Source organism: Janthinobacterium sp. GW460-12-1-14-LB5 (assembly GCF_059423585.1).
On the sequence record NZ_JBWKYD010000011.1, the window covers coordinates 201,863 to 213,765 of the forward strand.

The window sequence follows — 11,903 nt, forward strand, 5'->3', positions numbered from 1 at the left end:
ATAAAAAACCGCCCGAAGGCGGTTTTTTATTGCCTGGCGGAAGCGGTGTAATGCAAATGACTAATATTTATGCGGCTTTCCACAAGCCAAATAAGAACCGTACCTACTATGCTACCTACGAACGAACATCTGCACAAAAAAATCTTTGCGCACCTGCCCCCCACGCGCGATACATCTAAGCAGGAACACGTACGGACGCTGTACTTTTTTGGTGGGAGTACTTGGCACGGTGAGGCGGGTTCGATTCCCGCCGCCTCCACCACTGAATTGTTTAGAATCAAGTAGTTAGCAAGAAGAAGGCTGTCATTATTTGGGTTGTTTTTGGGCTGTTTTAGCCTGGGAATGAAAACAAAATGACAGCCTTTTTTTTGCTCATGGAATGCGCGCGCCAAGGCGGCACCAACTAAAATTCAAGCAAAAATTGAAATGTTTGAGCACTTCTTACCTCGGACATACCTAAGGCAGAAAACCGCGACTGTAGTAGTATCGCGGACCGGCAGATAGTCGCAATGGAGCAAAGGTAATGTCCCCCGTCGTCGCAAGACTCCCAAAAATAACCGAAAATATTTCCTCGCAGCTTGATTCCATACGCGGCCTTGCAGCAATTTCAGTCGTGATCGGACATGCCAATCAGGTCTTGATAGCCCCGTTTTACGAGAGGTTATCGCCATGGCTCGGGTTGTTGGCTCAAAGTTCAGTAATGATTTTCTTTGTGCTCAGCGGCTTTTTGATCGGGAAATCCATCAGCAGCAATATTGCAAAAAACAGCGGTACGCTCTCACTAAAAAAATATCTTGGTGATCGGATTATAAGAATCTGGCCGCCGCTCCTGCTATCTATCGCATTGTTGATTTTTCTATATCAGATTGCCCCCTTCGTCTTTGCGAGCGGCTCCCGCGCATTTCTGTCTATGCCCGGTCATGCGCTTGCGCGCCAAGAATTCACCTATGAGCCAATGCAGCTTCTTGGGGCTGCCGTTGCGGTCAACGGTTTCTTTACCGATACGCCAAATTCCAACGGCGCTTTATGGAGCCTGTCTATTGAGGTCTGGTACTACCTGCTGGCCGCAATTGTCGCCTGGCCAAAACGCTGGTGGAAACTGGCTTCTATCCCCGTAGTAGCTGCGTTGCTTTATGTCGGATGGAACAATGATCAGTTTTACTACTACCTACCGGTCTGGTGGGCTGGTTACCTAGTATCCATCTTGCACAATCGGTCAATCCTTCCGCCGGCCAAATATTTGTGGCTGGCAGCCACTGTGCTCCTTTTCCCCGCAATTTTCTTTGCGACAAAGACGCTGACTGTTGAAGATGCCCGCACTGCGTGGCATTTCCTTGTTCTCTACAATATCGCTACCGGCTTATGCTTTTCAGCCATTCTTGCACTCATTCTGGTCGGCAGTGCCAAATTCACGACCATATTTCGTTCGGCAGCTCCATATTCCTATACCCTTTACATCATCCACATGCCTATCCTTCTGTTTCTTTTTGGCATTGTTCAACCCTGGATGCAAAGATCAGTTTTAGTTTGCCCCCTCATAGCAGTTGGCAGCGTGGTATGCATTATTGCGATAGCCCGTTTAGCAGCCCTGGTCGTGGAAAATCGAAACAAGGTCAAATCGTTTTTCATTCACGCAGCAATTTAGCTCCACGGTGTTGGCATACAACAGAGGTACGCTGCATTCCCCACCATGGCACGAAAGCCGTCCTTCCCACGCCATCGCACCACCCGCACGAAAAACCGTTCAAAGTGCGTCAAAATGCGTCAAATCGCATGCCCCCCTCTTCGCCCCGCCGCGCCAGTCCTCATGCGCCTTCGGCCATGGCGCAAATTTGAGTCAAAAGAGCCCTATATAGCGGGCAGGTGTGGAGGGGGGACAACTGCGCGCGCCGGGTCGAAATGGGCTTTTTTCTTGCGTTTGATGCAACATAAATCGACAGGGCGTGAAAAAGCCGCCTCGTGGGCGGCTTGTGCGGTGGCTGGGGCGCTTCGGCGCGGCTGGACTGACGCGGCCCCGCCCTGCCGGTTAGCGTGGCGTGGCGGTCATCCTGCGCGACCGGCGCGCGCCTTGGCCGCCTGCTCCTTCTCGTAGTCGTCGCGGCAATCGACGTTGCAGAACGGCAGGCCGGGCGCCAGCGGCTCGTCGCAGTAGTGGCAGCAGCCATGCGCCACCAGGGCGGGCCGGCCGCGCACGGCGGCCAGTCCGCGCGCCACCTCGGCGAAGATGATCTTGTCCGTGTTGTCGATGTGGTCACTCATTGCGCAGTCTCCTTGCCCAGGCCCAGGTCATACGGGGCGAACTTCACCACTTCCACGCCGGCCCACTCGTTGATCGCCATGAACTGCGCCTGCAGCGGCACCAGCTCGTTACGCGCGAAGACGCGCGCGGCCGGTTCCACGGCGCCGAAGCCGCCGGCATTGTTCGGCAGGATGCCCATCAGCTGCGGCGGCACGCGATGCGCGGCCAGTTGGTCGTCGCGCGTGACGCTCTTGATGTTGAAAAACTCGTCCTTGGCGGCAACGTCCGACACGGGCAGAATCTGGATGCCGTCCTTCTTGCCGTTCGGCGCGTACATGAACAGGTTGCGGAAGTTGCCCGGCCCCTTGCTGTCGCGCATGGCCTGGCGCAGATTGTCCACGTCCTGCGTGTTCGCCGCGGCGTCGGTCATGTAGAACACGAAACCAGCGTGCGAACCGTTCTTGTAATACTTGCGACGGAACAAGGTGGCCGCCTCGTTGAGCCAAGCCGATTGCAGCGCGCTCAGGTACTGCGGCACGCCGTACAGCTCCTGGTTGACGTCCGGTTCCATCAGGTGGAACACGCGGCCCTTGTCGAACTGGTGCACTGCCTGGTAGCCATTCACGAAGAAATACGTGTCCAGATCGACGCCGCGCCGCATGTACTTGGCCAGCGCATGCTGGTAGGCCAGCGCCTTGCCGCTGCGGCTGGGCCGGTCTTCCAGGTAGGCATTGCCGAACGTCAGGAAGTCCAGGGCCATGCGCTTGAAGGCGTCCCGCGACAGGTACTTGCTGGGAATCAGGGTGGACGCCAGCACGTTGGCCTTGAAGTGGATGGCGCTGCTGTGGTGCACGCCGGCATTGAAGGACTTGGCCAGGCCGGCCAGGTTGACGGGCGGCTCATACCAGTGGCCGTTCTTCCAGCACTCGAAGCAATCGAGGATATCGGCGTGTTCGAGCACGGGCGTCGGGTCGCCGAAGGAAAACGCCTCGATGCCGGCGGCGGCCGGCGCCGTGGCCGCTGTTGATGGTGCGCTCCCGGCCTGCTGGCCGCGCGCGCGCATGTGTCGTGCTTTTCTCAAGAATAAATCTCCATGAAAGATTGGTTGTTTTCAGTAGTGCCTTCGAAGGGCTCGTGATCGAGGGCGTGCATGCAGGCCCACGCCAGATCGGCGTGGCCGGTTTCATCGCTGCGCCCCGCCACGTAGGTGACGTTGCGCCCGCTGGGGGTGAGGGTCTTGCGGATGGCCATGAACGACTGCGCGATGTCGGTCCAGCCGGCGTCAAATTCCAGGCGCGCGCGGCTGATGATGTTTTTGGCTTTCAAGACCATGCGGGTTTTGACTTCGGGCGAGTAGTTGATGGCCGTGACCGCCGGGAAGAACATGCGCACGATGGGGAAAACGCCGATGCCCATGCCCGTGGTATCGATGCCGATGTATTCGACGTTGTAGCGCTGGGTCATGAGGCGGATTTCTTCCGCATGGTCTTTGAAGTCCTTGCCGCGCCACTGGTGGCGCTCCAGGATGCGGAACTTGCCGCCGGCCGTCATGGGTGGCGCCAGCACCACGCAGCCGGCGCTGTCGCCGTTCAAGGCCGGGTCGTAACCGATCCACACGGGCCGGTTGCCGAACGGGCGATGCGCCATCAACAACGGCTTGTAGTCGTCCCAGTCCACCCACGAATCGACCATGCAGCGCTGCAGATCGCCCAAGGGGAACACCGAGGCCGAGTCGTCAATAAAGTTGCACATCAGCAGGTTGTCGAACTGGTCGGGGCTGTATTCGAAATTGCGCAGCTCGTCGATGTCGAACAGATTGCAGCCGCCGCGCTCGGCGTCCAGGATGGTGACGATCTGGCGCCAGATCTTGTCTTCGCCCGTAAAGCCCGACGACAGGCGGCCATGGCTCACGTCGATATTCACCTGGTCCGCCTTGGCGCGGCGCTTGTTGAACAGCTCGCCCGTCCAGAACGGGTAAGCCTGATGCGTGGTCGAGGATGGCGTGGAGAAATACGTCTTGCGCCATTTCTTGTGGATGGCCATGCCCGAGGCCACCTTGTTCAGCTCCTGGAAGTTCTGCGTCCAGAAGAATTCATCGAAGTAGAAATTGCCGTGGTAGCCCTGCGCCGTGCGCGCATTGGTACCCAGGAAATACAGGTGGGCGCCGTTCGGCAGCACGATGGGGTCGCCCGTCAGCTCGATGCCGGCCGCCTCGCGCGCGAATTGCACGATGTATTGCTTGAAGACGTGCGCCTGGCTTTTAGAGGCGGACAGGAAAATCTGATTGCGGCCCGTCTGCATGGCGTCGGCCAGCGCCTCGCGGGCGAAATACCAGGTGGCGCCGATCTGGCGCGACTTCAAAATGGCGCGCGTGCGCTGGTCGCCGTTGCGATACCAGACTTTTTGATAATCGAAGAGCGAGTCCTGGAAGGCGTCGAGCAGCTGGATTTTCTGTTCTTCGCTGAAATCGTTGCGAGTCGGCTTCTTTTTTGGTGCGGCATTGCGGTTCGCCAGCTTGGGATTCAGATCGACCTCGTTGCCGCCCGGCTGCTCGTAGCGGCGTACGCGCGCCATCTGCACGATGGTGCGCGCCAGCAGGTCGATTTCCTTGTAATCGCTGCCGCTCTTGACCTCTTTTTCGATCAGTTTGACCAGGCGCAGCTCGGCCGACGCCTCGACGTGCTCGATGGCCTGCGCCTTGTCCCACTCGTCGCGCTCTTTCCAGCTATTGATGGTGCTGCGCTTGATCCCCAGGTGGCGGGCGATGGACGAAATGCGCCAGCCCTTCCAGTACAGGGCGCGCGCGGCACGGCGCGGCTCGGATTCGGGCACGGCCAGTTCGGCGATTTTTTCATCGACCGTTTGTTCGCTTGTTTTCTCGATTGTCAGCATGCCGCCAGCGTAGGCCGCGCGCGCGCGGAGCGGGGAAAGGCAAAAGTCGCTATTGCCCATAGCAACCCGCACCGCATTGAATCGCAGCGCCAAGACGTTGACCATGGCGTTATCCGATCAACCGAGACACGCCACCATGCCTAAATCCCAATTCTTCCGCGTCGCCACCGAAGGCGCCACCACGGACGGCCGCAACATCGACCGCGCCACCATCGAGCAGCTCGCCGCCACCTACAACCCGAAAACCTACGGCGCGCGCATCTGGCTGGAGCACATCCGCGGCATCCTGCCCGACAGCCAGTTCAAGGCCTACGGCGACGTGATCGCGGTGAAAGCCGAAGAGGTGGACACCGACAGCGGCAAGAAGCTGGCCCTGTTCGCGCAGATCGAACCCACGCCGGAACTGGTGGCCATCAACAAGGCGAAACAGAAGCTGTACACCAGCCTGGAAATTCAGCCCGACTTTGCCGACTCGGCGCAGCCCTACCTGGTCGGCCTGGGCGTCACCGACAGCCCAGCCAGCCTGGGCACCGAGGCGCTGAAATTCTCGGCCAGCCGCAAGCAGCAAAGCGCCAACCTGTTTACTTCGGCCGTCGAGGTGACGCTGGAATTTGACGAGCCGCAGGGCACCAAGCTGGCCGACGCCGTGAAAAACCTGCTGTCGCGCTTTTCGAATAAATCCGGCACCGATGCCGCGCAGTTCGCCGACATCAGCGAAGCCGTGGAAGCGCTGGCCGGCCACGTCGTCACCGCCAACGACAACTATGCGGACGCCGTGATGCGCCTGGAAAAAACCGAAACGGCCTTGAAGGCCACGCAGGACGAGCTGGCCGCTTTCAAGGCGCAGATGGACGAGGCGCCCGGCAACGGCCCGCGCCGCCCGGCCGCCACCGGCAACGACGGCGCCGTGCAGACCGAGTTTTAAGCGCCCGCGCCATCCACCAACACCCCATTCAACAACGGAGCACTGATTTATGAAAAAGCAAACGCGCCAGGTCTTTGGCCAATACGAAACCCGCCTGGGCCAACTGAACGACACGGACAACGTGGCCAAGACCTTCAGCGTCACGCCCAGCGTGCAGCAAAAGCTGGAAACGAAAATGCAGGAATCGAGCGAGTTCCTGTCGAAAGTGAACATCATCGGCGTGACCGAACAGGAAGGCGAAAAGCTGGGCCTGGGCGTGTCCGGCCCGATTGCCGGGCGCACCAACACCAAGGACAAGGAACGCAAGACGCGCGACCTGTCCACCCTGGACGGCACCAAGTATCGCTGCGAGCAAACCAACTTCGACACGCACCTGAACTATGCCAAGCTGGACGCCTGGGCCAAGTTCCCCGATTTTCAATCGCGCGTGGCCAATGCCATTTTGACGCGCCAGGCGCTCGACCGCATCGTCATCGGATTCAATGGCGTGAAAGCCATGGCCGACACCGATCTGGACGCCAATCCGCTGCTGCAGGACGTGAATAAAGGCTGGCTGCAGCACCTGCGCGAGCTGGCGCCCGAGCGCGTGCTGGGCCTGGTGGCCACAGGCATGCCTGGCAAGGTCATCATCGGCGACGTGGACGGCGCCGACTATGCCAACCTGGACGCGGCCGTCACCGATGCCGTCAACCTGCTGGATCCGTGGTATCAGGAAGACACCAATCTGGTGGCCATCGTCGGACGCAAGCTGTTGAACGACAAGTATTTTCCATTGGTCAACGCCAAGCAGGCACCCACGGAAACCCTGGCGGCCGACATCATCATCAGCCAGAAACGCATCGGCGGCTTGCCGGCGGCGCGCGTGCCCTACTTCCCGGACAACGCCATCCTGATTACCCGTTTCGACAATCTGTCGATCTATTTCCAGGAAGGTGCGCGCCGCCGCCGCGTCGAGGACGTGCCGAAACGCGACCGCATCGAGAACTACGAGTCGTCGAATGACGCCTACGTGATCGAAGACCTCGGCCTGGCCGCGCTGGTGGAAAACATCGAGCTGAAAGACAAGTGATGGCGAACCAGTCCCCCGCCCTGCGCCACCGCGCGCGCATGCTGGCCGAGCGCACGGCCGGCGCCGCCACGCCGCAGGGCGTCACCACCGGCACGGCCTACGACCTGATGCTCTACAAGCTGTCCGATGACCGCCGCCGCCTGAAGTCCATCCAGTCCGTCGAACGCAAGATCGAGGTCAAAGCCACCTTGCTGCCGGATTACGCGCAGTGGATCGACGGCGTGCTGGCCGGCGGCAAGGGCGCCCAGGATGACGTCTTCGCCACCCTGCTGGTATGGCACATCGACACGGGCGAGTACGAGCGCGCCCTGGTCATGGCCGAATACGCGCTGGCGCACAAGTTCACCCTGCCCGACACCTACAGCCGCGACATCGCCACGCTGATGCTGGACGAGTTCGCCGAGGGCTATTTGCACGGCAAGCTGGCCAGCGATCCGCAGCACGCGGCCCAGGTGCTGGGCACCGTCGAGCAGTTGACGGCCGCCAGCGACGCGCCCGACCAGGCGCGGGCCAAGCTGCACAAGGCCATCGGCCTGGCCATGATCGCCGTGCTCGATCAGGCCGACGACACGGACATCGCCCCGGCGCTGGTGGCGCAGGCGGATGCGGCCATGGCCCAGTTGAAACGCGCGCGCGCCCTGTCCGAGTCGTGCGGCGTCAAGAAAGATATGGAACGGCTGGAGCGGCGCCTCAAGCGCGCGGCCGGTTCCACGTAAAGAGCATCCCCCGCAGCACGGCGGCACGGGGGGATTCTGGCTAATTCAGCTGCCTGATGAACCCCGTCCACCGCCCCATTTTGAAAGCGCCCCGTATGTCCTTCATGGCCCTGCCCCCGTCCATCCCGTCCGGCGCCCCCCCGGCGGCGCCAACGCCTGCCCCTGGCGTCATCGAGAACGACGGCTGGTTTCCCGATATTGCCCTCGCCAATATGCGCGACGCCATGCGCCTGGATGGCACCGTCACCGACGCGCGCCTGGTGCAAGCCGTGGTCGATGCCATCCTGCAGGTCAACCGCGAATTGGCCGACTGGCAGGGCAGGCAGGCCGCGGCCGGTATTGCCGCGCTGGCGGAGGTGCCGGCCACGCGCATCAACCGCGAATCCCGCCTGCTGGCGCAGTACCGGCGCGCCGTCTACAGCACGGCCAAAGCCGATCTGATCGAGCGTTACCGCGACTACGACAGCACGGCCACCTCCGTCAGCGACAAGAAAAGCATGGAGTGGCTCGACGAGGCGCCCGGCGCGCAGCGGCGCAATGCGCAATGGGCCATCGCCGATATCGTCGGCCGCACGCACCTGACCGTGGAACTGATCTGATGCAGGTGCGCACGCAGCAGCACGACACGGTAGACGCCCTGGTGTGGCGCTACCTGGGCGACGGCGCGGGATACGTCGAGCAGGCCTTGGCCCTGAATCCCGCGCTGGCGCGCCACGGCGCCGTGCTGCCGGCCGGCCTGGTCGTCACCCTGCCCGAGCCGGCGCCCAGCACGGGCCAGGTGGCAGCAGCCGATCTTGTGCAGCTATGGGATTAACGCAGCAATCCACCATTTTTACCCTCATGAAAAATCTATCACCCCTCTCACCGGAGAATCAAGCAATGTCCGCAGAATCGTTTGGTGGTTTCGCCACCCTGGTCAAACTGTACGGCTTCAAGGCGGCGCTGGGCATGGTCGGCGCCGCCATGCTGTACATCGTGCTGCCGCCGTTAAATAGCGACGGCACCTTCAACAAGGGCGAATTCGTCGCCCGCCTCGCCTGCGCGGGCGTGTTCTCGTGCCTGCTGGGCGGCACCGTGTATCAACTGCTGTGCGCCCAGCTCCCCTCCATCGGCGCCATGGTCAACGCCAGCGCCATCGATCTGATCGTGGGCGCGCCCGGCTGGTGGGTATCACGCGCCGTGGCCCTGTGGTTCCAGCGGCGCAGCGACAAGGACATCGCCGAGCTGGTCAAAGACGCGAAGGAACACTGATGGCCACCACGGACAATCCACTGATCGCACGCGTCATCGACGCCATCCTGCGCGCCGAAGGTGGCTATGTGAACGACCCGGCAGACAAAGGCGGCGAAACCAATTACGGCATCACCGTGGCGGTGGCGCGCGCCAACGGCTACACGGGGCCGATGCGTGACCTGCCCGTGTCGGTGGCGCACGCGATCTACACGGCCCGCTACATCACGGAACCGAAATTCGACCAGGTGCTGGCCATCCATGCTGGCATCGGCGCCGAAGTGATCGACACGGGCGTGAACATGGGGCCGCACCGCGCGGCCGAGTTCCTGCAGCGCTGGCTGAACGGTTTTAACGACACGGGCGCGCGCTACCCCGCCCTGTTCGTCGATGGCCGCCTGGGCGCGCAGTCGCTTGGCGCGCTGGCCGCCTTCCTGCAATGGCGCGGCCAGGATGGCGCCGCTGTGCTGCTGCGCGCCCTGAACGGCCTGCAGGCAGCGCGTTACCTGGAAATCACCGAGGCCAACAAGACCCAGCGCCGTTTTCTGTTCGGCTGGATCAAGGAACGGGTGGCCATGTGACCACGACCACCTGGCGCCCGCTGGCCGCCTGCCTGCTGTTCGGCGCCATCGGGGGCTGGACGGCGCAGGGCTGGCGCAAGGATGCCGGCATCGCCGCACTGCAGCGGGCAGCGGCTATCCAAACAGCCACCGCCGCCACGCAACTGGCCCAGGCCACCGCCCGCGTGCTCACGCTGGAGCGTGCGGCCGGCGCCGCCCTGGCGCAGCGCGCCGACCACCTCACCCAGGATCAAACCCATGCGAAAACCGAGCGTGACCGTTTTAACCATGATGTGCGCAGCGGCGCTGTGCGCCTGTCAATCCCCGTCGCCAGCGGCCAGTGCGCCGCCACTGCAGATGCCACCGCTACCGCAAGCGATCAGCACCAAGCGCGCGCCGAACTTGACGCAGCGACTGCGGCAGCTCTTGACGCCATTGCCGGCGACGGCGACGACGCCACCCGCCAACTGAACGCCTGCATCGACGCCTACAACACCGTACGAGACACCTACCATGTACAAACCGAATAGCCTGCGCCAGCACCTGGCCGCCGCCATCCCCGACCTGCAGCGCGATCCCGACCGCCTGCTGGTCTTCGTCGACGAGGGCAACGTAGTGGCGTCGGCCACCGCCTCCCTCTCCTTCGAATACCGTTTCAAGCTCAACTTGATCGTCACCGATTACGCGGGCGACGCCGACGCCATCATGGTGGCCCTGATCGCCTGGCTCAAAGTCCACCAGCTCGACCTGATGGCCAACGAAGAAACGCGCAAGCACGGCATCGCCTTCGAGGTGGATTTTAATAACCATGAAACTGTCGATATTTCCATCAAGCTGGACCTGACCGAGCGCGTGGCCGTCAAGGCCGGCGAGGCGGGCCGCCTGGACATCAAGCACCTGGCCGAGATACAGCACATGCCGGCCTACGCGGACGAGTTCTGGAAGCTGTATGACGGCGAGACCCTGCTGGCCGAATGGCGCACGCCCGAGGCGACAGCATGAGTGACGACCTGCACGCGCTGGAATCCTGGGCCGGTGCCTTGCTGGCCAAGCTGCAGCCGGCCCAGCGCCGCGCCATCAATCACAAGGTGGCCATCGACCTGCGCCGCAGCCAGGCGCAACGCATCAAGGCGCAGCAGGGGCCGGATGGGACGGTCTACCCCGCGCGCAAGCGACGCAAGGAATTCAAGGGCAAGAATGGACGGATCAAGCGGCAGAAGGCAGCAATGTTTGCCAAGATTCGTACCATGAAGTTTCTGAAAGTGTCAGCGACCAGCAATGATTTAGAGGTTGGCTTCGTGGGGCGAGTCGCCCGTATAGCACGAGTTCATCAGTTTGGCAAAGAAGAACGCATTGCAAAAGGAGGAGTACTTTATCAGTATCCCGAACGGCCTCTGCTGGGGCTAAACCTATTAGATTGTGCTCTGATACGTGAGTCTCTGCTAAAGCATATTCAGTAGGCGCACAACCGAAAATTATAATTTATGAAATTTCATCAAAATAAGGTAAAGTTGATTGGTGGAAATAAACAAAATCTACGCGAAGTAACCCTCAGGAAATTATTGTGAATTTATGGCGGACAAAAGTGGATGCAATGCAAGGCGCCCGTTGCGACGCAGTGCTGGCACTGCAAACGGAGGGCAACACCGCAGCGCGCCAATTATAGAAGCCAGAAATAACAATAACTTATTGGGGGAGGGTATTTAGCAAATAATTTTAAAAATCATTGAATTGGAAATATTATGAAATTAAACAAAGCCGACGCAATCATTGGAGCAATTTGCACATTAATATCAATACCCATATTCCTTTCCATTTATCTTAAAAACGACGTTTACGATATTCTTGGATATTTTTCAATTATTCTAGGATTATGGGCAGGGGCATATGGACTTCGCACAGCATTTAAATCAAGAAAATATAGAAAAAAACAGCATGCCACAAATAATCCCACCCATCAATATTCGGAAAGTTCCCAAGAAATTGTTTGGGCATGCATTCTACTCATTTTCTTATCCGCCATTATTTCTACGCCCGTAGTCTTAAAGAAAAATCCTTCTTTTCTCTTGCCCACCCTTTGCCTCGCCCTATTCATTGTAACAATTTCAAATATTTATTACGGAATTCGAAATCTAAATAAAGATAATAGACAACCGTTTTTTCGAGCGACCACTTGGGTAATTTCAATCATAGGTACCATTTTTTTCATTTTATTAACTATTAAATTATTTTAGCTGAACAGTCACTAACCCGCATATCAACCCGCCCCCCC

At 59.9% G+C, this 11,903-nt stretch carries 15 protein-coding genes; 12 read left to right on the top strand and 3 right to left on the bottom strand.

Features of this window, described 5'->3' with window-relative positions:
- Positions 1–523: 523 nt before the first annotated feature.
- Positions 524–1,645, top strand: coding sequence for an acyltransferase family protein (locus AC07X6_RS13835; RefSeq protein WP_494791336.1), 1,122 nt, complete (start codon positions 524–526; stop codon positions 1,643–1,645).
- Between the two features lie 398 nt (positions 1,646–2,043).
- On the opposite strand, the gene AC07X6_RS13840 is transcribed toward AC07X6_RS13835, so the two are convergent.
- Genes AC07X6_RS13840 through AC07X6_RS13850 form a run of 3 tightly spaced genes read right to left on the bottom strand, consistent with a single transcriptional unit; the run spans position 2,044 to position 5,131 of the window.
- Positions 2,044–2,259, bottom strand: a complete 216-nt coding sequence (locus tag AC07X6_RS13840; protein ID WP_494791337.1) for a hypothetical protein — start codon at positions 2,257–2,259, stop codon at positions 2,044–2,046.
- On the bottom strand, positions 2,256–3,302 hold the full coding sequence (locus AC07X6_RS13845; protein WP_494791352.1) for a phage portal protein: 1,047 nt from the start codon (positions 3,300–3,302) through the stop codon (positions 2,256–2,258). Before AC07X6_RS13845 ends, AC07X6_RS13840 begins: the two co-directional genes overlap by 4 nt.
- Positions 3,303–3,316: 14 nt before the next feature.
- Complete coding sequence (locus AC07X6_RS13850) at positions 3,317–5,131, bottom strand: terminase ATPase subunit family protein (RefSeq protein ID WP_494791338.1); 1,815 nt, start codon at positions 5,129–5,131, stop codon at positions 3,317–3,319.
- Positions 5,132–5,267: 136 nt separating this feature from the next.
- Between AC07X6_RS13850 and AC07X6_RS13855 the strand changes: the two genes are divergently transcribed.
- The 11 genes from AC07X6_RS13855 (at position 5,268) to AC07X6_RS13905 (ending at position 11,865) form a co-directional block, all read left to right on the top strand.
- Positions 5,268–6,056, top strand: coding sequence for a GPO family capsid scaffolding protein (locus tag AC07X6_RS13855; protein WP_494791339.1), 789 nt, complete (start codon positions 5,268–5,270; stop codon positions 6,054–6,056).
- Positions 6,057–6,105: 49 nt separating this feature from the next.
- Positions 6,106–7,125 carry a phage major capsid protein, P2 family gene (locus tag AC07X6_RS13860; RefSeq protein ID WP_494791340.1) on the top strand — a complete coding sequence of 340 codons (1,020 nt, stop codon included), beginning with the start codon at positions 6,106–6,108 and terminating at the stop codon, positions 7,123–7,125.
- A complete protein-coding gene (gpM, locus tag AC07X6_RS13865) occupies positions 7,125–7,841 on the top strand; it encodes a phage terminase small subunit (protein ID WP_494791341.1) in 717 nt (238 codons plus the stop codon). Before AC07X6_RS13860 ends, gpM begins: the two co-directional genes overlap by 1 nt.
- A 95-nt stretch (positions 7,842–7,936) precedes the next feature.
- The gene (locus AC07X6_RS13870) at positions 7,937–8,440 is read left to right on the top strand and encodes a head completion/stabilization protein (RefSeq protein WP_494791342.1); all 504 of its coding nucleotides are present in this window, start codon (positions 7,937–7,939) and stop codon (positions 8,438–8,440) included.
- The gene (locus tag AC07X6_RS13875) at positions 8,440–8,655 is read left to right on the top strand and encodes a tail protein X (RefSeq protein ID WP_494791343.1); all 216 of its coding nucleotides are present in this window, start codon (positions 8,440–8,442) and stop codon (positions 8,653–8,655) included. Before AC07X6_RS13870 ends, AC07X6_RS13875 begins: the two co-directional genes overlap by 1 nt.
- A 65-nt stretch (positions 8,656–8,720) precedes the next feature.
- Complete coding sequence (locus AC07X6_RS13880) at positions 8,721–9,092, top strand: hypothetical protein (RefSeq protein ID WP_086144199.1); 372 nt, start codon at positions 8,721–8,723, stop codon at positions 9,090–9,092.
- The gene (locus AC07X6_RS13885) at positions 9,092–9,652 is read left to right on the top strand and encodes a glycoside hydrolase family 108 protein (RefSeq protein ID WP_494791344.1); all 561 of its coding nucleotides are present in this window, start codon (positions 9,092–9,094) and stop codon (positions 9,650–9,652) included. Before AC07X6_RS13880 ends, AC07X6_RS13885 begins: the two co-directional genes overlap by 1 nt.
- Positions 9,649–10,161 carry a lysis system i-spanin subunit Rz gene (locus tag AC07X6_RS13890; RefSeq protein WP_494791345.1) on the top strand — a complete coding sequence of 171 codons (513 nt, stop codon included), beginning with the start codon at positions 9,649–9,651 and terminating at the stop codon, positions 10,159–10,161. Before AC07X6_RS13885 ends, AC07X6_RS13890 begins: the two co-directional genes overlap by 4 nt.
- Positions 10,145–10,633 carry a phage tail protein gene (locus AC07X6_RS13895; protein ID WP_494791346.1) on the top strand — a complete coding sequence of 163 codons (489 nt, stop codon included), beginning with the start codon at positions 10,145–10,147 and terminating at the stop codon, positions 10,631–10,633. The genes AC07X6_RS13890 and AC07X6_RS13895 overlap by 17 nt, the downstream gene beginning before the upstream one ends.
- On the top strand, positions 10,630–11,091 hold the full coding sequence (locus AC07X6_RS13900; protein WP_494791347.1) for a phage virion morphogenesis protein: 462 nt from the start codon (positions 10,630–10,632) through the stop codon (positions 11,089–11,091). Before AC07X6_RS13895 ends, AC07X6_RS13900 begins: the two co-directional genes overlap by 4 nt.
- 282 nt (positions 11,092–11,373) lie before the next feature.
- The gene (locus AC07X6_RS13905) at positions 11,374–11,865 is read left to right on the top strand and encodes a hypothetical protein (RefSeq protein ID WP_494791348.1); all 492 of its coding nucleotides are present in this window, start codon (positions 11,374–11,376) and stop codon (positions 11,863–11,865) included.
- The last annotated feature ends 38 nt before the right edge of the window (positions 11,866–11,903 follow it).